The following is a 24,833-nucleotide window of genomic DNA, read 5'->3' as shown; positions in this document are numbered from 1 at the left end:
GGGTTCCATGTCGCCCAGCGAGAACCGCGGACTTAGAGTTGCATGTCGTCCAGCAGAACCGTGGACTTAGAGTTCCATGTCGTCCAGTGGAACCGCAGCTCCGGTGAATTCTCCGTAGCCTTCGTCGCCGTAGAAACCGTCACCGAAGGTGGAGGGCAGGGAGTAAGCCGCTGCACGTGCCTCTTCGGTTGGCTCCACAGAAATGTTGCGGTAGCGAGCAATACCCGTACCAGCCGGGATCAGCTTACCGATGATCACGTTCTCCTTAAGACCAATCAGCTTATCGGAACGCTTGTTGATAGCGGCATCCGTAAGAACACGAGTGGTCTCCTGGAAGGACGCTGCGGACAGCCACGACTCGGTTGCCAGAGAGGCCTTGGTGATACCCATGATCTCAGCGCGAACCTCGACTGGGCGACCGCCGGACTTGACGGCCTCCTTGGAAGCTGCCACGGCATCCGCGTGCTCCACCAGGGAACCCGGCAGGAACTCGGTGGAACCCGAGTCGATGACTGTCACGCGGCGCAGCATCTGGCGAACGATGATCTCGATGTGCTTGTCGTGAATAGCCACACCCTGATCACGGTAGACCTTCTGGACTTCGTTAATCAGGTGCTGCTGCACGCCACGACGGCCGAGAACACGCAGAACCTCGTGGGGATCTGCTGCGCCCTTCAGCAGCTGTTGGCCCATCTTGACACGATCGCCCTCGCGGATTGGACGCTCTACGCCACCCGTGCCCAAAGTTGCCAGGCCCTGGCGCTTGGACAGCTTCTCGTACACGACCTCGTCGGAACCGTCATCTGGGACGATCGTGAGGGTGTAGAACGCATCGTCGTCCTCGATCTTCACGCGACCATCTACGGAAGCGATCGGGGACTTTGCCTTCGGTACACGTGCTTCGAACAGCTCCTGCACGCGTGGCAAACCACCCGTAATATCGCCACCGACGCCACCAAGGTGGAACGTACGCATTGTCAGCTGGGTACCAGGCTCACCAATGGACTGTGCAGCCACAATGCCCACAGCCTCGCCGATCTCAACCTTCTTACCGGTTGCCATCGAACGGCCGTAGCAAGTGGAGCACACGCCCGTGGCCGTCGCACAGGTCATGACAGAACGAACCTTGACGTTCTCCACACCCGCATCGATGAGCGCCTTCAGCTCGAGCTCGCCAACAACCTTGCCGGCCTCGAGCTTGACGTTGCCCTCGGAATCCTTGGCGTCGGCCGCCAAGTAGCGACCCAGTACGGAGGTCTCCACGAAGTCTGCGGCGACGAACTGACCCGTGGGCTTGCCCTCGCCATCGAGGATTGGCGTGGTGACGTCCATGACGACACCCTGAGAGGTGCCACAGTCGTCCTCGCGAACGATGACGTCCTGTGCCACGTCCACCAGACGACGGGTCAGGTAACCCGAGTCGGCGGTACGCAGAGCGGTATCGGCCAGGCCCTTACGAGAACCGTGGGAGTTGTTGAAGTACTCCAGCACGGACAGGCCTTCACGGAAGGAGGTCTTCACTGGACGGGTGATGTACTCACCACGAGAGTTAGTAACCATGCCCTTCATGCCGGCCAGGGTCCAGATCTGGCGCATGTTACCGGCAGCACCGGACTTCACGATCATCGGGATCGGGTTGTCATCCGGGTACAGGTCCTCCACCGACTGACCCACAAAGTCCGTTGCTTCCTTCCACAGGTCAACTAGGGACTGGTAGCGCTCGGCTTCATTGATCTTGCCTCGTGCCAGCTTCTTCTCGATAACACGAGCCTTGGCCTCGTACTCGTCTAGGACTTCCTGCTTGTTCGGCAGAACCAACACGTCGTGCATGGTGATGGTCACGCCGGAGCGGGTTGCCCAGTAGAAACCGGCATCCTTGAGCTTGTCCACGGTCTGCGCAACCGTGATCATTGGGTACTTCGCCGCCAAGTCGTTAATGACCGTAGCCTGTGGCTTCTTGGCCATAACACCCTCAACGTATGGGTAGTTCCATGGCAGCAACTCGTTGAACAGCACGCGGCCCAGGGTTGTCTTAGCCAACCAGGTCTCACCGCGCTGCCAACCGTCTGGGAACAGTTCTGCTTCAACCTCAGCCGTTGGGCGCAGGTGGTTGATTCGAACGTGAATCGGCGCCTGCAGGCCCAAGGTACCGCGGTCGTACGCCATGATGGCTTCGGCCAGGGAAGAGTAAACACCCTTTGCTGGGCCGTCCTCGGTAGCTGGCTGGTAAGCACCCTGCCCACCGAACTCGTCCTCACTCTTGACCAGGGTCAGGTAGTACAGGCCCGTCACCATGTCCAGACGAGGCATAGCCAGCGGCTTACCGGATGCTGGGGACAAAATGTTGTTGGAAGCCAGCATCAGGATGCGAGCCTCAGCTTGTGCCTCAGCGGACAGTGGCAGGTGCACTGCCATCTGGTCACCGTCGAAGTCGGCGTTGAAGGCCTCACATGCCAGTGGGTGCAGCTGAATAGCCTTACCTTCAACCAAGATTGGCTCGAACGCCTGGATACCCAGGCGGTGCAGAGTTGGTGCACGGTTCAACATCACTGGGTGCTCTGCGATGGCCTCTTCCAGAACGTCCCACACCTCGGAGCGTTGACGCTCCACCATGCGCTTAGCGGACTTGATGTTCTGGGCGTAGCTCTTTTCCACCAGACGTTTCATAACGAATGGCTTGAACAGCTCCAAAGCCATCAGCTTTGGCAAACCACACTGGTGCAGCTTCAGCTGCGGACCAACGATAATCACGGAACGACCGGAGTAGTCCACGCGCTTACCCAGCAGGTTCTGACGGAAACGTCCTTGCTTACCCTTCAGCAAGTCAGAAAGGGACTTCAGCGGACGATTACCTGGGCCAGTGACCGGACGTCCGCGACGGCCGTTGTCGAACAGCGCGTCAACGGATTCCTGCAGCATGCGCTTCTCGTTGTTCACGATGATCTCAGGAGCGCCGAGATCCAGCATGCGCTTCAGGCGATTGTTGCGGTTGATAACGCGGCGATACAGGTCGTTGAGGTCGGATGTGGCGAAGCGACCACCGTCGAGCTGCACCATCGGGCGCAGCTCCGGAGGGATCACTGGGATGCAGTCCAGAACCATGCCAGCGGGATCGTTACCGGAGCGCAAGAAGGCTGCAACAACCTTCAGGCGCTTCAGGGCCCGGAGCTTCTTTTGGCCCTTGCCATCGCGGATGATCTCACGGAGAGACTCGGCCTCGGCTTCCAGGTCAAAGTTGCGGATCAGAGTCTGAATGGACTCAGCACCCATGCCACCAGTGAAGTAATCCTCGTAGCGGTCCTGCAGCTCGGTGTAGATGTTCTCATCGACGATCATCTGCTTTGGAGCCAGCTTGACGAAGGTGTTCCAGATCTCGTCTAGGCGGTCGAGCTCGCGGTCGGCACGCTCACGGATGTGTCGCATCTCGCGCTCTGCAGCGGTCTGGATCTTGCGCTTGGCATCGGCCTTCAGACCGGCGGCCTCTGCCTCAGCCAAATCCTGCTCGAGGGTCTCGGAACGCTCGGCCAGTTCCGCATCGCGGTCGGCCTCGACTTCCTTCTTCTCCAGCATCATCTCGGCTTCGAGGGTGGACTGGTCGTTGTGACGGCCCTCTTCGTCCACGGAGGTGATGATGTTCGCTGCGAAGTAGATGATCTTTTCCAGATCCTTCGGAGCGAGGTCCAACAGGTAACCCAGGCGGGATGGAACGCCCTTGAAGTACCAAATGTGCGTTACGGGAGCAGCCAACTCAATGTGCCCCATGCGCTCACGGCGCACCTTGGACTTGGTGACTTCCACACCACAGCGCTCACAGATGATGCCCTTGTAGCGGACACGCTTGTACTTACCACAAGCACACTCCCAGTCGCGGGTAGGACCGAAGATGCGCTCGCAGAACAGACCGTCCTTCTCTGGCTTGAGAGTACGGTAGTTAATCGTTTCGGGCTTCTTTACCTCACCACGGGACCAACGACGGATGTCGTCTGCCGTAGCCAGGCCGATGCGAAGCTCGTCGAAGAAGTTGACGTCCAGCACGTGAACTTCCTTTCCCCTCCTGATGCGGAGGGCCTTGGATGATGAACGAAGGTCAGTTTGTTGAGGTCTTCAGGTCCCTAGCTGACATCCATGTCAGCGTCTGGACGCTCGTCACGAGACAAGTTGATGCCGAGGGCCGCATTTGCGTTTTCCAGCTCGTCATCATCGTCAGAGGACAGCTCCATTGGGGTGCCGTCGGCGGCCAGCACCTCTACGTTCAGGCAGAGGGACTGCAGCTCCTTGAGCAGCACCTTGAAGGACTCCGGGATGCCTGGGTCGGGGATGTTGTCACCCTTGACGATGGCCTCGTAGACCTTCACACGACCAACAACGTCGTCGGACTTAATAGTCAGAAGCTCCTGGAGGGTGTAAGCAGCGCCGTAGGCCTGCATTGCCCACACCTCCATCTCACCGAAGCGCTGGCCACCGAACTGCGCCTTACCCCCCAGTGGCTGCTGGGTAATCATGGAGTAAGGACCGGTGGAACGAGCGTGAATCTTCTCGTCAACCAGGTGGTGCAGCTTCAGCATGTACATGTAACCCACGGAGACTGGGTACGGGAATGGCTCGCCAGAGCGACCGTCCATCAGCTGTGCCTTGCCGAAGTCATCCACAAGGCGGATGCCGTCGCGGTTTGGACGGGAAGAGCGCAGCAGACCGGACAGTTCCGCGTTGGAAGCACCGTCGAACACAGGAGTTGCGGTCAACGAATCCGATGGGACGTCGTACAGCTCGGATGGCAGGGTCTCCAGCATCTTCTGGATCTTTGGATCCTGCGAGTCCGTGTCGACCTTCCAACCGGCCTTCGCCAGCCAGCCCAGGTGCACTTCCAGCACCTGACCGATGTTCATACGACGAGGCACACCGTGGGTATTCAAGATAATGTCGATTGGCGTGCCATCCGGCAGGAAAGGCATGTCCTCAGCAGGCAGAATCTTGCCCACAACACCCTTATTACCGTGACGTCCGGCCAACTTATCGCCGTCCTGGATCTTACGCTTCTGGGCGACGTACACCCGGACCATCTCATTCACGCCCGGAGCCAAATCGTCATCGTCTTCACGTGAGAAGACACGGACGCCGATAACCTTACCGGTTTCACCGTGCGGCACCTTCATGGACGTATCACGGACCTCGCGGGCCTTCTCGCCGAAGATTGCGCGTAGCAAGCGCTCTTCCGGGGTCAGCTCAGTCTCACCCTTCGGGGTGACCTTACCCACCAAGATGTCACCATCACGAACATCGGCGCCGATGCGGATGATGCCACGTTCGTCGAGATCGGCCAACACGTCCTCGCCCACATTAGGAATATCGCGAGTGATTTCCTCTGGTCCCAACTTGGTATCGCGAGCATCGATCTCGTGCTCTTCGATGTGGATGGACGTTAGGACATCTTCCTCAACCATGCGCTGGTTCAAGATGATGGCGTCCTCGTAGTTGTGACCCTCCCATGGCATGAATGCCACCAGTAGGTTCTTACCCAGAGCCATCTCGCCTTCGGCAGTGCCTGGGCCATCTGCCAGCACCTGGCCGGCCTCCACGCGATCGCCCTCATTAACCAGTGGCTTCTGGTTGTAGCTCGTGCCCTGGTTCGTGCGCTCGAACTTACGGAGCATGAAGGTATCGCGGATACCCTCATCATCCATCACGGTGATGTAGTCAGCGGAAACGTACTCCACTACACCGGCCTTCGGCGCGATGATCATATCGCCGGCGTCGTACGCCGCGCGCAGCTCCATACCGGTGCCCACAAAAGGAGCCTCGGAGCGCAACAGCGGAACAGCCTGGCGCTGCATGTTCGCACCCATCAATGCACGGTTAGCGTCGTCGTGCTCGAGGAATGGAATCATTGCCGTCGCCACGGAAACCATCTGTCGTGGCGAAACGTCCATGTAATCCACCTCGGCGACGGGGACGACCTCCACATCGCCACCACGGAGGCGAACCTCAATAGTTTCCTCGGTGAAGCGGTGATTCTCGTCGAACGGTGTGTTCGCCTGAGCGATGACGTGGCGATCTTCCTCGTCTGCGGTGAAGTAGTGCACTTCGTCGGTGATCTGACCATCAATCACGCGGCGGTATGGCGTCTCAATGAAACCAAAGGGGTTCACCCGAGCGTAGGAGGAAAGGGAACCGATCAGACCAATGTTCGGTCCCTCGGGTGTCTCAATTGGGCACATACGACCATAGTGCGATGGGTGAACGTCGCGGACTTCCAGGCCAGCGCGCTCACGAGACAAACCACCCGGACCCAGCGCGGACAAGCGACGCTTGTGGGTCAGGCCAGACAGGGAGTTGTTCTGATCCAAGAACTGCGACAGCTGGGAAGTTCCGAAGAACTCGCGGATCGCAGCGGAGACTGGGCGCACATTAATCAGGGACGTAGGAGTGATAGACTCCGCATCCTGCGTGGTCATGCGCTCACGAACAACGCGCTCCATACGGGACAGGCCAACACGAACCTGGTTCTGAATCAGCTCACCGACGGTACGCAGGCGACGGTTACCGAAGTGGTCAATGTCGTCAGTACCAATGGGGATCTCCACACCCTCAGGAGAGGTCATGGTCTTCTCGCCAGCGTGCAGGCGCACCAAGTACTCAATGGTAGTGAGGATGTCTTCCTCAGTGAGGGTCATATTGCCCTCGTTATCGCCACCGAGGCCCAGCTTGCGGTTGACCTTGTAGCGGCCCACCTTCGCCAGGTCGTAACGCTTTGCCTTGAAGAAGGAATTCTCCAGCAGTGCCTGGGCGGAGTCGCGAGTTGGCGACTCACCTGGGCGCTGCTTGCGGTAGATCTCCAGCAAAGCCTCGTCAGTGTTGTCCACACCATCCTTTTCCAGGGTGGACATCATGATCTCGGAGAAACCGAACCGGTCGGTGATCTCCTGGGTGGTCAGACCCAGAGCCTTCAGCAAAACCGTGACCGGCTGACGGCGCTTGCGGTCAATGCGTACACCAACGGTGTCGCGCTTGTCCACGTCGAATTCCAACCACGCACCGCGGGAAGGGATGACCTTCACACCGTGCAAAGGACGCTCGGTAGACGCGTCGATCGAGGCGTCAAAGTAAACACCAGGAGAACGAACGAGCTGGGATACAACTACGCGCTCGGTACCGTTAATAATGAACGTGCCCTTGTCGGTCATCATCGGGAAATCACCGATGAAGACGGTCTGGGACTTAATCTCACCGGACATCGCATTGGTGAATTCGGCGGTCACATACAGTGGCGCCGCGTAGTTGATGTCCTTATCTTTCGCTTCGTCAATCGTGCTCTTCACGTCTTCAAAGCGTGGCTCGGAGAGCGTCAGGCTCATGTTTTCCGAGTAATCTTCAATTGGGGAAAGTTCCTCGAGGATGTCCTCAAGTCCGCTAGTGATGCGGACGTCTTCCCCTGCCTCTGCCTGGGCACGGGCACGCCACTCAGGCGAACCGATGAGCCAAGCGAAGGACTCTCGTTGGAGGTCGAGAAGGCCAGGAACCTCAATTGGAGAATCAATCTTCGCAAAGGAATAACGCTGCGAAGCTCCAGGAATTCCAGCCACTGTGCTTGTCTGGCGGGAGACTGCCAAGATGGGTCCTTCCAGCACTGCGGGCGATCAACTTCCGGGCCACGCGGCGGAGTTCGCTGCGGTAGTGGAAGCCGCCCACATTTGTGTACGGTCTTGTGATGGTCGTTTAAGCGGATAAGAGCACCCAATGGGATCCGTAATGAGGGAATGACTAACGGACCTTGTCAAACTGACTTTTTGCAACCTGTTCAGGCGCTTCGTGTCAAATTTGGCAAAGCCTCAAAGTTGATGAAAAATCATCGCGTGTCCCACTCAGTACAGAGCATCGGATACAAAATCCAGCGCAACGAATTATCCTATAGGAAATGGACACACTTGTCCAGCGATTTCCTACACCCCCACGTGCCACCCGTCAAGCATTTCACCGCGGGTGGTTTTGATTGCGTGTCGGGCTAGCACCGTCTTCCGCGCGACCAACGCAACCCGCAAGCATTTTATTCTACGCCCGCCGCTTCTTCCGTCGCCCAGGCCACAAGACAACCACGAGCGACGCTGCAGACACAATAGCACCGGCAACCATCAACGCAACTCCCCATTTTTGCGTTTCGCGCTTTCCACTGGTCAGGAGCGCTTGTGCCAGCATCGCCTGCTCTACGGGTTCATTAGTTTTGCCGTGGAACCGCAACAGCTCGCCAACCTCTTCTCCCCTATCAGTCAGGTAGACGTCGTCGATCTTCTCTTCCACGCCCACCAACAATCCGGAACGTGGCTCCACCGTGATCTCGCGCCAGCCGCCGTGGGTCAGGTAGCCCTTGACCTGTTTCCCATCTTTCATGAGGGTCGTCTCGTGGCGCACCCCTGGGTATAACTTGGCTACATTGGTCGGTTCAATCGTCTGCCGGAAGACGTATAGCTCAGTCTCTCGCCCCTGGTCATTGGTGCGGTTGACTGTCCCTTGGAACTCGGCGGGAATGGCCTTGCGCAGGGTCTGATCGAAATACGGGTAACTTTGCTTCTGCGTATCCTGCGGGAACTTCGCCCAATATCCTTCGATGGGCGACTCTGTCGGCGGAGTTGCAGGCGTGTCTGCCACCTTGGCATCGCCTTTCGCCTCACCGGTACGCCGGTCCATGGTGAAGCTCCACACCTCGGCGCTAAGCAAGCTCTCTAGGTCGTCTGCTACGTCCATGCGCGAACTACTAACTCCCACTCGGGCCGACGCCTCGCTCTCCGTGGCTGGCTCCCCCAGCAGCAGATTGAACTGTCGATTGACTGGCGCTGTCACAGACTTTGTGGCGTCGGGGGCCTGAAAGCCCGGGCCGACGGTGGCGGCGGGGTCTTTGAGAAAGAGTGTAGTGGCCGCCAAGGTCAGCGGGACTGGTTTGTCCTTGGAGACCTGCCCGGGCAGCAACCAGCCGGCCACGAAAAGAGCACAACCGACAAATAGGGTAAAGGCCGCAAGTAACCGAGCTTTCATAGTCATGCGCTCTATCGTATGGGTTTATTGGGGCGAACGGGAAAATCCGATAGAAATCACAATAAAGAAAACTCCCCTCGGGGTTCGGTACAACCGAACTCACCCGTTGGGGAGTCACAAGGTAAGGGAGGGGCTCGGGGCTACCCCCGGTCCGCACACTCCTACTCAAGCAGGATTTACTTGAGGGAAACCTTTGCGCCAGCTTCTTCCAGCTTGGTCTTAGCAGCCTCAGCGTCGTCCTTGGAAGCGCCCTCGAGGATAGCCTTTGGAGCACCCTCAACGAGCTCCTTAGCTTCCTTCAGACCCAGGCCGGAAACGATCTCGCGGACAACCTTAATAACGCCGATCTTCTTAGCGCCTGCGTCCTCGAGAACGACGTCGAACTCGTCCTTCTCTTCCTCAGCAGCGCCACCAGCAGCGCCTGGAGCAGCAGCAACAGCAGCAACTGGAGCAGCAGCGGAAACGTCGAAGGTCTCCTCGAACAGCTTGACGAACTCAGAGAGCTCGATCAGGGTCATTTCCTTGAAAGCCTCGATGAGCTCATCGTTGGTGAACTTAGCCATGATGGCATCCTTTCATTGGTTTGCCGGCTTTCAATCGGACTTTGCACGATTGGCTTCGCCGCCGGCGATGTGGTTTTAAACGTTTTGTTGTGCCACTGCGCACACGTTGGCAGTGGCGGGGAGCTTACTAGTCCTTCTTTTCCTGCAGGGCGCCAGCCAAGCGGGCGACCTGAGATGCAGGAGCGTTGAACAGACCAGCAGCCTTTGCCAAGGAACCCTGCATGGCACCGGCCAGCTTGGCCAGCGTGGTCTCGCGGTTATCCATGTCTGCCAAGGCCTCAACCTGAGCAGCAGACAGCGCGTTACCGTCCATGTAGCCACCCTTGATCACGAAGTTCTTGTGATCCTTGCCGAAGTCCTTCATGGCCTTCGCAGCGTCCACGGCTTCACCGTGGACAAATGCGATAGCGGTAGGACCAGTCAGCAGGGACTCATCGAACTCAACGCCGGCTTCACGAGCAGCCAGCTTGATCATGGTGTTCTTGGCGACGGAGTAGGTGACATCCGCACCCAGTGCACGACGCAGCGTGGTGGTCTCTGCAACGGACAGGCCACGGTACTCAGTCAGCAACGTGGTGTCTGCCTTCGCGAAACGCTCCTTGAGCTCTGCCAGTGCAGCGGTGTTCTTCGGGTTAGCCATACTCTCGCCTCCTTCCTGATGTTTGCGGTGTACGTCTTTGTACGTAGCACCGCCGATCTTGGTGAAGGCAACACATCACTAACGACTAAGCGCCCCGTACCCGCAGGGGCACAGGGCGCTTAAGTCCGGTTTCTCCTTGGGATCTTCCGCTTGGTAGCGGGCCCGCGCTCGTTGTATAAGCGCTATTACAAGGGAACCAACTTAACGTCTCTCGTGTTACCTGCGTGGGCCGTCATCATGAGATGATGAACCTTCAATCTCGACTAGCCACAGCTTTCGTGCGATTCCCTGGGAACCACACTGCACGGTGGCGCCGAAATGACCGACGGTCTTCGGTGAAAACTTGAACGTTGATTCAAACTTCCTTGGAGGACATTACACCGGCAGGGTGCAGTGCTCCAAATCGCGTTGGACCAGCGCTGGCTCCATCCCGCTAGGGGCCGGCATGACAACTGCACCAGCTATCAGGACGGCAGCGCAACCACTGCCTCGGCCCCCACCCTGGACACCCCGCTAGGCGCCGGCATGACAACCGCACCAGTTATCAGGCCGGCAGCGCAACCACTGCCTCGGCCCCCACCCTGGACACCCCGCTAGGCGCCGGCAGACAAAACAGACAAAACAGACTAAACAGACTAAACACACTAGGCACTCGGCCAGCTGCACCTCAACGCAGCATGTCAGCCTACGTCCAGCCTTGCTCCTCGTCCTCGTTCTCATACACCGCTTCCGCGCGTCGCTCCTCGGCCAGTTCGCGTTCTAGGTCGGCTTGCAGCATCGCCAGCTTCATCTCACGCATATTGCGGGCCGCCATAAGGAAGAACAATCCGCCACCCAGCAGCGCCATCAGTCCCACACCCATGGTGAATCCGCCACCGAACCCACCGGCAGTCAAGCTGCTCGCCAGTTGTTGGATCTTTGACTGATCCTGCTTTGCGGCGTTCGCTGAGCCGCCGCCTGCACCGCCTGCTGCCTTGTTTCCTTTACCCTCACCGTGCTTACCGCTGAAGCCTAGGGCCTTGATGCCACCGGCTTGGTCTCCTGTTCCCTCGGCGCCGTCCCCCGCCAGCACGTCCTCAGCCGCCATTTCAAGGAGATCATCGGCGCCGTTCGCACCGTCCTCACCAACGCCTGCATCACCAGCGCCGCCACCCACGGCATTGCCACCTCCAATGTCGCCACCAGTATCAACTGCACCACCACCATTCAGGTCGCCCGCAGCAGCACCGTTCGAGTTGTCGCCACCGGTATTACCACCGGCTGCTTTCTTCTCACCTTCAGCGCCATCCCCGCCCCCGGTAGTTCCACCATTAACGTGAGCATCCGGATTCTTGGTCCGGTCAATGATCGCACCGGCCACACGATCAGCTTGTTTCTTTCGTTCTTTGTCCTTGGCAGCATCCGCAGCAGAATCGCCCCGGTTATCACCGTCGTTGCGCCGCGCATCGGTGTGGTCGTCCCCGCGCAGGCTCTCAGTCAGCGCAATGATGTTCTTCACCACCGCCGGTAGATACTGAGCTAGACGAAGCACATCCACATTCAGCTTCTTAAACACGCGGATCAAGCCCTCGACGAGGGTTTCATCATCACGAGTCAATCCCTCGGATCGCGAGTCATCGCCATTGTTTGTGGAGTTACCCTCCCCACGATCTCCCTCTTCAGCGCGACCATTGGTACCAGCGCCGTCGTTACTTTCGCCACCGTTTCCGGATCCACTATTTCCGGTGCCGTCAGCATTCTCAGCATCCGCGCTGTCCGCGCTCATCCCGTCCGTTGGATCCCCCATCCCAACATCCGAGTCGGAATTCGGTTGCGCGCTTGCAACCGGCGCGACAATACTCAGCGCACTCCGCCCCTCCCGAACAGTTTGGGCATCCCCTGCTTCCCCCGCATCCCTCCCACTCGGTGAACCCAGGACAACCGGACCAATGAATGCCCCACCGGCAAGCAGCATCACTGCGGCAACGCTACCGGCCACCCGCGTGCGTAGCGTTTTCTGGCGAGGTCGGGCAGCGCGTGGCGTCGAAAATAAAGAACGCACCGACGACCCAAAAAAAGCCAGCAAAAAACAAGCCGTGACAACCAGAACAATCGTCGCCCCGGTGGGGATATCCCAAGCCCACGACAGGTACACGCCCACCACAGAGGCCACAGCACCAATCGCGGCAGAAAGCACCATCATTACGGGCAAGCGATCAGTGACTAGCCGCGCGGTAGCAGCGGGAGTGACGAGCAGCGCCAGAACCAAAATATTGCCCACGGTACGGACGGACATCACCACAGCCGCGGTGACCGCCAAGTACAACAGCAGGTCGAACGCAAAAACACGAATATTCTGGGCAGCGGCCGTTTCGCGATCCAAGCTGACCGCGATCAGCTGATTATGGAACACCGTGAGCAACACCAAAACCGCTGCGCCCACGACGGCGACCATAACGATGTCCTCCGTAGCGACACCCGTGATGGAACCGAACAGGAAACTCGTGAGCGACGCGGTATAACCCTGCACCTTCGAAATCACCACCAGGCCGGCAGCGAACGCGGCCGCGAAGAAAATACCGATGATCGTGTCCTCTTTGATGCGACGGCGCTGCGAGAACACGGCGATGAGCACCGCCACAACAATGCCCGCCACTGCCCCGCCCACAACCACGGAGGCCTGCAAGGCAAAGGCGATGGCCAAACCGGGGAAAACGGCGTGCGCGACAGCATCGCCGATGAAAGCCATCCCGCGCAGAACCACGTGTGCGCCGACCACGCCGCACACCATGGCGCTCAGCACCGCTACCAGCAGCGCCTTCGGCAAGAAGGCCAAGGCGGGATTCGTCAGGTCCTGGAAAAACTGCGTCAGGGAGATCACGCTTTAGCTCCTTCGTAGTTGAGGTGGGCGGGGTGCACATCCGCACCGTTTCCTGGGGTTTCTTTATTCTCGACGCCACGCTGCAGCCCCAGGGAGCTCAACAATGGGCTATCGGATCGCACGCCGAAGGTGCGCGTCCATGGTTCGGGATCGTTCAGTTCCACCGGAGCGCCGGTGGCGATCACGGAGCCGTTGAGCAACGTGATGCGGTCGCAGATGTGGACGGCCTGAGGCAGATCGTGCGTGATCATCAACGTGGACATGCCCTGATCCTGGTGTAGTTGTGCAAGCACCTCGCAGAGCAACTCGATGCTGGGGAAGTCCATTCCGGTGAATGGTTCATCCAGCAGCAGTAGTGAGGGTTTGGTGGCCAGTGCGCGGGCGACCAGCACGCGCTGTCGCTGACCTCCGGACAGTTGGCCAATCGGACGATCGGCGAGGTCCGCAAGATGCACCCGATCCAGAGCTTCAGCAGCTGCGCGATGATCGGCGACGGAGGCGCGGCGGAACAACCCGCGTTTGCCAGTCTGGCCGTTGAGCACGCAGTTATACACGCTGATGGGGTAATCCCAGGCGAACTCGTGGCGCTGGGGCACGTACCCGATCTGGGCACGGGCCGCCCGACCGGACAGCATCGGAACGTTGAGGGCTGGCTGGGCGGGTGGGCCGGCTGAGGCAGCGTGGTTGGTTTGAGTAGCGTGATTGGTTCGAGCAGGGTGGTCACCCCGAGCAACACCCTGAGCAGCAACCCGTGCACCCGCTGCAACCTCGACTGTTCCCGCCTTGCGCGGGATCAACCCCAACACAGCACGCAGCAACGTGGTTTTGCCCGCACCATTCGGCCCCAGCAATCCCATGAGCTCGCCACCACGGACCTCAAGATTTATCCCGTGCAGTACGTCGCGCCCCGCTAGGCGTACGTCCATGTCCCGGATCCGAAGAATAGGCTCCCCGCCACGGGCGACATGCCCTGAATCGTCTTCGTTATTAGTCATCGTCATCCTCACCGTCGACAGGATTGCCCTCGCGGCCGCGTTCTGCCCACTGCCCGCGGGCCTCCCGGGCCTCTCGGGTCGCACGCAGTTCCCGCAACTGATTTTCCGCCTCCCGGCGCGCGGAACGGCCTGCGCGCATCATCACCAAGCCCCCGATGACCATGAGTGCCAGCAGACCGCCAACTCCCACCAGCACCCACACCACGGGATCAATACCTTCGGACTGTTCGGACGATTCCCCAGCCGCGGAATTCCCTGCGGTATCCGCCGAGTGAGAGTTTCCGCCCTGGGAGGAATTGGAATCAGCGCCCGGCGTGGCGTCGTCGGCAGAGGCCACCGTAGGAACCTGGCCTTGCCAACCGGCACTGAGCGCCTCCTGCGCGTCCACTCCCACCGCGAATGTCACCACCTTGGTGCCGGAGACATCCTTGCCATCGCTCGTTTTCGCGTTAATTCCCAGTGCCACGCGGTGTACACCCGGTTCGGTGAAAACCCAGTTGGCGTGCGCGTGCGTGTTGAGGTCCACGAACATCCCCTGCGGTATAGGTTCGGCAGTGTTGAAAATTTTCTGGGGTTTTGCGAAGCCACCCGATTGCAAGAACATCGTCAACTGCCCCGGCCCTTGATGGCCCAGCAACTGCATGGTCACACCCCGGCTCACGCCCTTGACCAGCGCAGGAGATTGCGTGTTCCAACCTAGCCACGGCACACCCTGCTTTTCGGTCTGTGGCAGCACGTACACCTGCTGGCCGGCGCGCGCACCCGTGAAGTCGTAGTCCCCACCGTCCGGCAATTGCTGCTTGGAGTTATCCCCCACCACAAATGCCACGTCCTCAAGGTGGCGCCACACGGGTTGTTCCTGCGCATCGTCGCGCAGCATCATCGTCATCCCGCCCTCGGTCTCGCTATCCAGGCGCACGCCCAAATCCGCGTGTCCTTTGGTGAACGCATGTTTTTCTCCCCGCGGGGCGAAGCGCTCGTCGTCTTTCACCGTTTGTTGCAGTGCTGGGTCGGTGTGGCTATTTTGGTCCGACGCCTCTCCGCCCTGCGCCACCAGCATGGCTCCTGGGGCGCTGGTGGCTGGTGGCAACGCGAGTGCCGGCGAGGCTGCGCTACCCAGTGCACTGCTTAAACCGAGGGCCAGGCAGCCCGCGGTCGCGATCACCTTACGCGCGGTGGGGGTCATCCGTGCAGCTGCAGAGTTGTTAACCATAGTTTTTCTTTCGTGTCCGTTCATCGTGTGTGTTTTTGTCCCGCTACGTCGTCAGCTGGGGCGTATGCGCGTTACTTGCCACTCAAACAGGTGGTGAAATTGTCCGCGTTTGCCCGCATGAGCTGTTCGTAACTGGCCACCTGTGGGTCGAATGCATCGCCACGGATCGTGCAGACCTGCACTCCGAGGTTCTCCGCAATCTGTTGGAGGTCCCGCGCCTGCCCAGCCAGGGACGGTTCTAGGAACACGGCGGGAACGTTGAGCCCTTCCAAGGTGCGGGTTAGCGCGATCACATCGCGTGCGCTGGGTTCCACGGCTGGGTTGGGGGAAATAAATCCGCCGATCTTCATCCCGTAGGCGTCCGCCAGATAGGCGTATCCGTCATGGGCGGTCACCAGGTGCCGGTGCTGTTTGGGCACAGTGTCCACCGCACGTTGCATGTCTTGATCTAACCGGCGCAGGCGAGCTAGGTAGTCATCGGTGTTGCGCCGATATTCCCGTGTTCCGCCTGGGTCCACGGCAATGAGCTCATCGCGGATGACCTTGACCATCGCCATTGCGTTTCGCACGTTGTGCCACAGGTGCGGATCCAACTCGCCATGCACGTGCTTGCCCAGCACGGCCTGCGGCAGCATGTATGTTTCCGATCCTGGGTTGCCCAAGAACCGAAATGCGGGTGATGGTGGAATCTGCTGCAACGCCTTTGCTGGCACTACCACCACTGCTCTATCGGCGGGGGTATCCTTTCGATCGTCGCGCAGACTTATTGACTTTTTATCCACACCCACGGCCACATCGACATGTCCATGGTCCAGGAACTCGGGTTCTTTGCCCGCAGGAACGCTGGACCGGGCCGCTTCTTCGGGTGGCACTCCCACCGCGAAGGTCACAGTCTGTTCGGCCACGCGCTGTGGGAGTTGTCCCGCAGCCGTGATGGCCGAGGCTTCGAAGTGCACGCGGTATACACCTGGCTTGTTGAAAGCCCAGCTCATGTGTGTATGTGCATCCACGGGCAACGTGGTGGAATCCCCCTCGTACCCGCGGGCGGCATTGAACCCATCGGCGGAGTTGAAGAAGATTTCCGGAGTGCCGAACGTGCCGGTAACATACGCGGCCGCGTCACCTGGCCCTTCCACGTTAGTGACGGCCAGCTGGACTTCCCCATCGGATCCGGTCGAACCGTTGGAGATTGACCGCAAGCCCAACCACACGGTATCCAACGCTAGGTTTTCTACCAACGGGATGACGGTGGCACCGCGGGTAGTTGCTTCTTCCGCAACGGGGACCACTGGGGTTCCAGGGAGCGAGCTTTTGTGCAGCGCCCGCAGCACCGGCTGAGGTTCAAGCAACAAACCGTTGCTGAACGCCACATCTGCGTTGGCAATATTGCGCACATCGCGCAGCGTTAGCTCGTGGGTATGCGGATCCGCGTTTGACGGGATCAGGCCCGTGACCCGAGCGCGGGTGCCCGCGACATTGCGGGCCAGGTCGGTCACTATCGGCGTGGTGGTGACCACGTCGACGATCCCGTCGTCCCGTGAAGGCACTCCGGCCAGCGTGCCAGCACCGCTGGCTGAACCTCGTGTTGTGCCGTCCATAGCCGCCGGCGAGGATGCACATGCGGACGTCAACCACACGGCCCCGACTACCACCGCAGCGCCTATAGCCCTGCGGTAGGCGCGTAAGGATGTGGACTTAGCGGCGTGCATATACGCGCAGCATGGCCTGGCTAGAACGCAGGTAGTAGACGATACCTGCGCCCAGCGCCGTGATACCAAGACCAACCACCAGCAGTGACAACGTACCCGATGTCATACCGGTATTTGCCAGGGAATTCGCACCCGATCCCGCGCCATCTGCACCTGATCCAGCTGCCCCTAGACCGTCGGCACCCGCGCCGCCCATTCCACCGGCTGCACCTGCCGCGCCAGTTCCACCATCGCAGTTGCCACTGGTGGTGACATCAGCACCGAAGTCGAAGTGGCCTGCGTTCGCGTTGCCTGCCCCGCCGACATTGAAGGTCAACACGGCTGGTGCGGATACTTTTTTGCCGGTTTTCAGCACAGCAGTCTGGGTGATCCCAACCTTGTATGTTCCCGGCTTATCGAAAACCCAGTTGGGGTGAACGTGGCTGTTGCGTGGAACGGTGTGTGAACCACTGGCCTGGCCGCCGGATGCTTGGAACCATTTAGTTCCCACGATCTGTCCCAAGTTGCCCTGTTCGTACACGAACATATTGCCTGGGCCACTGAAGCTAGTCAGGCTGAAGGCCACATCACCCGTTGTCTGCGCAAGCAAGTCAGGGTGCATGGTGTTTGCACCCAGCCACGGCACATCGTTTTGCTGGGTGGACCCAATCATCCATACGGTTCCACGGTTAATCGGTCCCAAAGCCTGGGGAACCTCTGCCTTAGCAGCACCGCCCAGACCGAAAACTAACGAGCTGGGGCTGCGCCACGTTGGTGGGGACTGACGATCGTCCTTAATTCGCGCGCGCAGGGCAGGTTCACCCTTCTTGCACTGTGGTGCCGAACCCTTCGCGCTACTCACACCTTGGACAATTCCACCGCCCCCCTTGGTTGAAGTGCCCCGGGTTGGTGTCCCACGGCTTGGGCCATTCGTGGAAGCTCCAGCAGACGATGCGGAGCGGCTCCCCGTGCCGGGAGTTTTACCACTCAACCCACCGTTACCTGCAGTGCCACCGTTTTGGTTGTTACCGCTTCCGCCGTTGTTTCCGATTCCACCGGACACATCATCAGCGCCTGGATTGGAATCCCCGCTAGACGGTGGCTTTGGATGCTGGCCTATCCCCTCACCACAGGAAACGCCATCGCCTTCCACGGTCCAGTAGTAGTTCTTCGCTGCGGAGGTAGCACCGTTATCCGCCTTGGCCTGCACTTGCATGGTGTAACGCCCTGGTTTGGTAAAAGCCCAGTTGGCATGCACGTGTGAGGGGCTCGGCACGCTAATCTTTGCGCCGGACTGTACTTGATAGTTACCGGTCATCGGTTTCAGTTCACCGAGGTTGGCGTTCTGCCACAGGTACACTTCGCCGGGCCCTTGCAAGCTGGCAATGTGGATGTCCACCGCTTTCGCGCCGCTACCGCGTACGTCGCTGGTATCCCAACCGGGCCAGATCGTCTGGCTGCCATCAGAACCCTGCGGCAGGTAATAGGAGCCTTGCCCGATGAAGTCCACCTTAGCCGTGCCCTTTTCCCACGCTTTTTCGGTGACGCAGAGTTCCACACTGCTGGGTTCGCGTTTCACGTGCTGGCCCGTGGCATCTTCTTTCAGTTGCAGAACCAATCCCTGATCATCGGCGGACACGTTGAACGCATCTATGTGCCCATTTTTCAATACGGTCGGGGATTCCTGTGCATTGGCCGTGGCCGGGCCGAACCCTTCGGGTCCCACACCCTCTAGACCGAATGATCCAGCCATTCCAAGGGCAGTCAGGCACAGTACGGATGTCGTCGCGAGAGTAGCGCGGCGGGCGGACAGTTTTCTCTTTTGGGCCATCTAGATAATCCTCTTCGGCTTACGTCATCGCAGTGCCATGAACAGAAGTCAACATCACCGATGCTGGGCAAGTGGTCAAACCCCGCAGCACTGAAAGCTAACTCCTCAATTTGGCATCATTTTCAGTAGAGGATATACCGTAGGTTAATTAATGACAATTATTACCGATACCCCCGTTTCCCCCGCAAAATCTTCCCTCTGCACTACCGTAAAAAGGTATGAGCGATAACGGCACTACCTTGAACCACCCCACCACGCACAGTGGAGAGGACGCGGCGAAACTGCATGCCAATGTGCGCACCAGCCACGCATTCATCACTGCATTCCTCCGTTCCCTACGAAACCCCACATGGCAGCCCGCGGGCACCAACCTGTGGGAACAGACCAAGGATTACTACCCAAAGGCGTTAGACGAATGGGAGAAGGGCGTCCGAACAGAAAGGCCAACACTTCCCGTTGTCCTAATCCACGGCACCTGGTTAAACGCGTACAACTCCTGGTCCTTGTTAGCCCCGCAACTACAAGAAGCAGGGCACAAGGTGTTTGCCATGAACTACGGGCGGGACACATCCGCGTGGGCAGGTAGAGCAAAGGCAGTCCATGCATCGGCGCCGCTACGGGAAGGCCAAAAGGACGTAGCGGAATTCATCGACCGGGTGCTAAAGCATACGGGTGCGCCCCAAGTGGATTTAGTTGGTCACTCCCAGGGCGTAGCTCAAGCCCGGCTGTACCTCAGCGACAGCGGCGGGGCCAACGCAGATGATCCAGCTAAGAACAAGGTGCGCCGACTGATCGGCTTGGGCGGTTCTAACCACGGCACCACCATGAGCGGTATTGCGCCTCTGGCGGAAAAACTCATGGGGAAAAACGGCCGGCTCAAGTTCACGCAAAAAGTGCTGGGCGGAGCGGCAGTAGACCAAACAATTGGTTCTGAATTTATGAAGCACCTCAACCGCAACGGGGACACTATGCCCGGGGTTGACTACCTAATGATCTGTTCGCGTTTCGATCAGGTGGTCACGCCGTGGCGAACCCAGCAGCTCGAGGCGGGCCCGGGCGCGACCGTAAAAAATATTCTGATCCAGACCGGTAATGTCAAAGACTTTTCGGATCACCTGGCAATCCTGTACTCCCCGGGCGTATTGGACCTCATCCAGGAGGCCCTAGACCCAGGCGACCCCGGGACCTACCGTCGCAACCACCCACCCATCAAGGCCGCAGTCATCCCCGGTCTGGGACGGGTGCAACTACGGCGGAGGCGTTAAAAACCCTGCCCCATCATTCGGCACGCGACATGGACGCATAGCAAAAGCACCGAGAAAGAATCCTCATCAAGGACCGATCTCGGTGCTTTTAATATTCCCGTTCGTGGCCCGAGAATCTTCGGGCCACTTAGAACCACATCACGATAGGTGGGTTACAACCCAACCGGCATCGCGTGGAAGGCAGACCTTAGGCCTCTTCCGCGTAGTTCTTGATCACAGTGTTGTCCACTGGCACGCCTGGGCCAGAAGTGGAGGACAAGGTGACCTTCTTCAGGTAACGCCCCTTGGAAGAAGCAGGCTTAATACGCAGCAGCTCATCGATGAGAGCTCCGTAGTTCTCAGCCAGCTGCTTCTCAGAGAAAGAAGCCTTACCGATGATGGCGTGCAGGTTAGAAGCCTTATCAACGCGGAAGGAAATCTTACCGCCCTTGATCTCGGACACAGCCTTGGCAACGTCAGGGGTAACGGTACCGGTCTTAGGGTTTGGCATCAGGCCACGTGGACCCAAAACGCGGGCTACACGACCAACCTTAGCCATCTGGTCTGGGGTAGCGATGGCGGCGTCGAAGTCGGTCCAGCCACCCTGGATCTTCTCGATCAGTTCAGCGGTACCAACGAAGTCAGCGCCAGCCTCTTCGGCAGCGGTGGCGTTTGGACCCTCGGCGAATACAACAACGCGGACGGTCTTACCGGTGCCGTTGGGCAGAGAAACGGTGCCACGAACCAACTGGTCAGCCTTGCGTGGATCAACACCCAAGCGGATAGCAACGTCAACGGTTGCGTCGTAGTTCTTGGAGGAGGTCTCCTTGACCAGCTTGGCAGCCTCAAGTGGGCTGTACAGGCGGGACTTGTCAACCTTTTCCGCTGCGGCGCGGAATGCCTTAGAAGTCTTGCTCATAATGTTCTTCCAATCTTTTGATGGAGGTTGTGGTGCTCGGGCCAGCAAGCGGCCCTGCCACTCTTTCTATTCCTAACGCTGACTGCGCTCGGGCGAAGCGGGAACCTTTCGGCCCTGCCACTCTTTCTCATTTTTTTACTGACGCCCCTCGCCATCCCCCGCCACGGCAGGAACCGGGCCCTAGCCATGTTCGGCTGCGGTGAAAAGCGAGGGGCGTCGAGAAAGAAATCCTTAAGCTGGTGCGCCTTCAACGGTGATGCCCATGGAGCGAGCAGTACCGGCGATGATGCGTGCGCCCATCTCCACGTCGTTAGCGGAGAGGTCTTCCTTCTTGGTCTCAGCGATCTCCTTGCACTGTTCCCACGTCACAGAACCGACCTTGTCAGTGTGAGGAACGCCGGAGCCCTTCTGCAGGCCAGCGGCCTTCAGCAGCAGCTTAGCTGCTGGCGGGGTCTTCAACTTGAAGTCGAAGGAGCGGTCTTCGTAGACCGTGATCTCAACAGGAACGATGTTGCCGCGCTGGGATTCCGTGGCAGCGTTGTAAGCCTTGGTGAACTCGACGATATTAACGCCATGAGCACCCAGAGCAGGACCAACTGGAGGAGCAGGAGTAGCCTGACCCGCCTGGATCTGCAGCTTGATGAGACCCGTGACCTTCTTCTTGGCCATGATGAAACCTCTTTCTGTTATCGGTAACTGTGCCGTCCGCGAGGGCAAAAGTTTAGGCTCACCACTCCACGGTTGGAACGTGAGCCCACGCTAGCTACCGACCGGATGCCGGATTAACTAAGACCGGCCACCGGAAAATGTACACATTAGCGGACCGGTCAAGCTTAGTTGAGCTTTTCCACCTGATCAAATTCCAGTTCCACCGGGGTTTCACGGCCAAAGATGGACACCATGGCCTTGAGGCGATTAGCGGTGGTATCGATCTCGGAGATCGTGGCGGAAACAGAGGCAAATGGGCCGGAAAGGATGGTGACCGACTCGCCCACTTCGTAATCCACCACAACAGCTTCGCTGGCCGGCTTTGGAGGGGTAGCCACACCGGTGGAGGATACATCCACCGCGCCTGCCTGCTCTGCGCCTTCCTCGGCGGCAGCGGGCTTTGCGGTCTCCGGTGGCAGCAAGAACTTGGCAACCTCGCGAATCTTCACGGGAGTTGGCTTGCCCTCGTTACCAACGAAGCTTGTAACGCCCGGGGTATCACGGACGACAGACCAAGCCGCGTCTTCCAGTTCCATGCGGACCAGAACATAGCCCGGCAGCAACTTACGCTTGACCTGCTTACGCTTGCCATCGCGCAGCTCGGTGACCTCCTCGATGGGCACCACAACTTCGTGGATGTGCTCGTCCACACCAAGGGTCTGCGCGCGCATCTCCAGGTTGGTCTTCACCTTGTTCTCGTAACCGGAGTAGCACTGCACGATGTACCATTCGCCCGGCAGTTTCTTCATGGAACGCATGAACTCACGCAGGCGGGTTTTGTAGGCCTGCATAGCTGCGTCTTCGAGCTCCTGCTCGGAATCGGACTTTGCTTCTTCCGCGGGCGTGCCCTCGGTGGCGGCATTGTCGGTGGCGGCATTGTCGGTGGCGGCACTTTCGGCGCCTGCGGTTGCGGCGTCTGCCTGATCTGTGGCGTCGGCTGCGGACGATGGGGCGCCGGAATCAGTAGAAGTGCGGTGAGCCTCGGCAGCCTCGGCGACAGCCTGCTGCACGTCCTCTTGGGCAGCGGCGGCTAGGCTCTCGGCAGTGATGTCTTTGTCAGTGGACAATTGAATTCCTCTCCTTGGCAGGCGCTGACCTGTTGCGATCCAGGTTTGATGCGCTCAGGTGCGTTCCGCAATTAACAATCAGCAATTAAAAATCCGCCTTCCCTAGGGGTGAAGGCGGTTGCGATGATGCCAGTCTAGCACGGCGGGGGCGGAGAATTTCAACTAGCGGAAACTCTGGCGTGCCACCGAAAACCGTGGTGGCTAAAACTGAGCCACTAGTAACTAGGCTGTCGGCGAGGTTTAACGGAAGATAGCGCCCATTAGCAGGCTGGTGAGGTAATCCACGCCACCGACCAAGGCGGTAAGCAGAACCAAAAAGACCAGCACAACGATGGTGTACGTCACCATCTCCTTGCCAGTAGGCCAGATGACCTTGCTCATCTCGCGAACAACGCCACGGAAAAAGTCAACGATGGCGGAGAAAGGGTTCTTGCGGGTCTTAACGACCTCTGGGGCTCGGGAGGAGGAGTTCGCACGCGCCGTGGTGGCCTGGCCGACTTTTTGGCGTTTACCAGTTGGGCGGAGGCCAGCACCGTCGCCGGATCCGGCAGCGGGAGTCTTGATACTCTCGTCGCTCACGTGGAACTCTCCTTAGGGTCCTACAAGAAATATGCAGGGGCGACAGGACTCGAACCTGCAACCTGCGGTTTTGGAGACCGCTGCTCTGCCAATTGAGCCACGCCCCTATTCGGATTGATTATCTGCGTTAACAGCCTACGCGATGTCGGCTATATGTGCGGACTTTCGTCTCCTCAAGGTGTTGCCACACCCACACTTGGCGATCAGTTGCTGGTTGGCTTTGGCAGGCCACCAGAATTCTTTGGCTCGACGCCACGCTGTGATCGCCTTGGGTTTCACAACAGGGAACGAGTGTATCAGCTCCACGATTCAGCACCAAATAGCAATGAAGCACGGGATGAGTGAGGGCGGGGTGTGGGGTGCAGAAGGGCAGGGGCGCGCGGCGAGCAAGAGGCGAGGTGTGCGGTGCAGAAGGGCAGGGAGCAGGCCTACGTCACCCGTGCCATGGCCGACCCCGAAAGTACGGTGCACAAGGGCCGGGAGTAGGCCTACGCCACCCGTGCCATGGCCGACCCCGAAAGTACGGTGCACAAGGGCCGGGGCGCGGGGCGAGCAAGAGGCAGGGTGTGGGGCGAGCAAGAGGCGGGGCGCACAGTGCACAGGGGCAAGTCGCGCGGCGAGCAAGAGGCACCAGCAAGAGGCACCAGGAGAGAAGACCCGAACGCACGAAAACCCCCCGCAGGCGAACCTGGGAGGGTTTTCATGTGGTAGCGGTGCCGGGACTCGATCCCGGGACCTCACGATTATGAGTCGTGCGCTCTAACCAGCTGAGCTACACCGCCACAGTCATTTTCTAACCACCGGCCACCAGCCTTATGGGGTTATCCACTGACGTGGCGACGCTGGAAAAATGACAGAGCCCCCTGACGGAATCGAACCGTCGACCTTTTCCTTACCATGGAAACGCTCTGCCGACTGAGCTAAGGGGGCAAAACTTCGTTACTACAACGACCCACACACTATGCCCGTATCGACCCTGTGCCTGTATCGCTCGAAGCCTGAGTTAGCATAACCAGAACCGCCACGAGTTAACAAATCGCCTGCTAGACACCCAGAATCGCTTCCCAAACTCACCGTTATTAACGTTTTGCAGGCAAGAGCAAGCGAGACTAGAACCTGTCCGGCTAGGGCTAACCCGACGGGGAATTGTGAGGCTGAGGCTAAGCGCGGCGAAAAATAATGAGGCCGAGGCTAAGCACGGCGGGGAATAATGAGGCCGAGACTAAGCACGGCGGGGAATCGTCCTGTTGGCTAGCGACTCATCATGTTTTTGTGACGCGTGACCTGGCGAGAAGCCTGTCTGTCCGAACACATTTCTTGCCTCTTAGCCCCGCTTTTGCTGCTGAACCCCTTTTCAGCTACTTACCCCTGCTGAGCTCGTCGATCTCGGCGCACTTCCAACGCTCCCGGTAACGAGCGACGTAGGAGCGAAGTACCCACCGTCCACGCACCAGCTCACACCCCACCACCCACGCACTAGTCCACACCCCACCGCCCACGCA

General features: G+C 59.1%; 14 protein-coding genes, 3 tRNA genes and 1 pseudogene. 1 reads left to right on the top strand and 17 read right to left on the bottom strand.

What is annotated here, in order from left to right:
- Positions 1–66 precede the first annotated feature (66 nt).
- From HMPREF3098_RS01725 to HMPREF3098_RS01680, 10 genes and pseudogenes are all read right to left on the bottom strand, one after another.
- Positions 67–4,035: a DNA-directed RNA polymerase subunit beta' gene (locus HMPREF3098_RS01725; RefSeq protein WP_070433766.1), complete on the bottom strand. Its 3,969-nt coding sequence runs from the start codon at positions 4,033–4,035 to the stop codon at positions 67–69.
- Between the two features lie 77 nt (positions 4,036–4,112).
- Positions 4,113–7,625, bottom strand: coding sequence for a DNA-directed RNA polymerase subunit beta (locus HMPREF3098_RS01720; RefSeq protein ID WP_035113589.1), 3,513 nt, complete (start codon positions 7,623–7,625; stop codon positions 4,113–4,115).
- Positions 7,626–8,046: 421 nt separating this feature from the next.
- Positions 8,047–9,030: a cell envelope lipid trafficking protein PgfA gene (locus HMPREF3098_RS01715; protein WP_070433765.1), complete on the bottom strand. Its 984-nt coding sequence runs from the start codon at positions 9,028–9,030 to the stop codon at positions 8,047–8,049.
- Between the two features lie 170 nt (positions 9,031–9,200).
- Positions 9,201–9,587: a 50S ribosomal protein L7/L12 gene (gene rplL / locus HMPREF3098_RS01710; RefSeq protein ID WP_013889240.1), complete on the bottom strand. Its 387-nt coding sequence runs from the start codon at positions 9,585–9,587 to the stop codon at positions 9,201–9,203.
- 127 nt (positions 9,588–9,714) lie between these two features.
- A complete protein-coding gene (gene rplJ, locus HMPREF3098_RS01705; protein ID WP_035113587.1) occupies positions 9,715–10,227 on the bottom strand; it encodes a 50S ribosomal protein L10 in 513 nt (170 codons plus the stop codon).
- Positions 10,228–12,271: 2,044 nt separating this feature from the next.
- A pseudogene (locus HMPREF3098_RS11760) lies at positions 12,272–13,087 on the bottom strand (anchored repeat-type ABC transporter permease subunit); the annotation flags it as partial.
- Positions 13,084–14,082 (bottom strand): anchored repeat-type ABC transporter ATP-binding subunit, encoded by a 999-nt coding sequence (locus HMPREF3098_RS10860; RefSeq protein ID WP_083283927.1) that lies wholly within the window; start codon positions 14,080–14,082, stop codon positions 13,084–13,086. The pseudogene HMPREF3098_RS11760 and the gene HMPREF3098_RS10860, both read right to left, overlap by 4 nt.
- Positions 14,075–15,295 (bottom strand): choice-of-anchor M domain-containing protein, encoded by a 1,221-nt coding sequence (locus HMPREF3098_RS01690; RefSeq protein WP_246815805.1) that lies wholly within the window; start codon positions 15,293–15,295, stop codon positions 14,075–14,077. The genes HMPREF3098_RS10860 and HMPREF3098_RS01690 overlap by 8 nt, the downstream gene beginning before the upstream one ends.
- Positions 15,296–15,366: 71 nt before the next feature.
- On the bottom strand, positions 15,367–17,004 hold the full coding sequence (locus HMPREF3098_RS01685) for an anchored repeat ABC transporter, substrate-binding protein (protein WP_070433764.1): 1,638 nt from the start codon (positions 17,002–17,004) through the stop codon (positions 15,367–15,369).
- The gene (locus HMPREF3098_RS01680; RefSeq protein WP_070433763.1) at positions 16,991–18,814 is read right to left on the bottom strand and encodes a TIGR03773 family transporter-associated surface protein; all 1,824 of its coding nucleotides are present in this window, start codon (positions 18,812–18,814) and stop codon (positions 16,991–16,993) included. Before HMPREF3098_RS01680 ends, HMPREF3098_RS01685 begins: the two co-directional genes overlap by 14 nt.
- Before the next feature lie 218 nt (positions 18,815–19,032).
- On the opposite strand from HMPREF3098_RS01680, the gene HMPREF3098_RS01675 reads away from it, so the two are divergent.
- On the top strand, positions 19,033–20,079 hold the full coding sequence (locus HMPREF3098_RS01675) for an esterase/lipase family protein (RefSeq protein ID WP_070433762.1): 1,047 nt from the start codon (positions 19,033–19,035) through the stop codon (positions 20,077–20,079).
- A gap of 187 nt (positions 20,080–20,266) precedes the next feature.
- Here the strand turns inward: HMPREF3098_RS01675 and rplA are convergent, their stop codons facing one another.
- The 7 genes from rplA to HMPREF3098_RS01640 all read right to left on the bottom strand — a co-directional run bounded on the left by rplA (position 20,267) and on the right by HMPREF3098_RS01640 (position 24,261).
- A complete protein-coding gene (rplA, locus tag HMPREF3098_RS01670) occupies positions 20,267–20,977 on the bottom strand; it encodes a 50S ribosomal protein L1 (RefSeq protein ID WP_035113584.1) in 711 nt (236 codons plus the stop codon).
- Between the two features lie 231 nt (positions 20,978–21,208).
- Positions 21,209–21,646, bottom strand: a complete 438-nt coding sequence (rplK, locus tag HMPREF3098_RS01665; RefSeq protein WP_035113583.1) for a 50S ribosomal protein L11 — start codon at positions 21,644–21,646, stop codon at positions 21,209–21,211.
- A gap of 164 nt (positions 21,647–21,810) precedes the next feature.
- Positions 21,811–22,752 (bottom strand): transcription termination/antitermination protein NusG, encoded by a 942-nt coding sequence (nusG, locus tag HMPREF3098_RS01660; protein ID WP_070433761.1) that lies wholly within the window; start codon positions 22,750–22,752, stop codon positions 21,811–21,813.
- A gap of 240 nt (positions 22,753–22,992) precedes the next feature.
- Positions 22,993–23,331, bottom strand: coding sequence for a preprotein translocase subunit SecE (secE, locus tag HMPREF3098_RS01655; protein WP_035113581.1), 339 nt, complete (start codon positions 23,329–23,331; stop codon positions 22,993–22,995).
- A 34-nt stretch (positions 23,332–23,365) separates the two neighbouring features.
- Positions 23,366–23,438, bottom strand: a tRNA-Trp gene (locus tag HMPREF3098_RS01650).
- A gap of 598 nt (positions 23,439–24,036) precedes the next feature.
- Positions 24,037–24,113, bottom strand: a tRNA-Met gene (locus tag HMPREF3098_RS01645).
- Positions 24,114–24,188: 75 nt separating this feature from the next.
- Positions 24,189–24,261 (bottom strand) — tRNA-Thr (locus HMPREF3098_RS01640).
- Positions 24,262–24,833: the final 572 nt, after the last annotated feature.

It is taken from the genome of Corynebacterium sp. HMSC28B08, from assembly GCF_001806865.1.
Lineage (GTDB): Bacteria > Actinomycetota > Actinomycetes > Mycobacteriales > Mycobacteriaceae > Corynebacterium > Corynebacterium auriscanis.
Note: the sequence above shows the minus strand (reverse complement) of the source record. Positions and strands in the feature narration are given on the sequence as shown.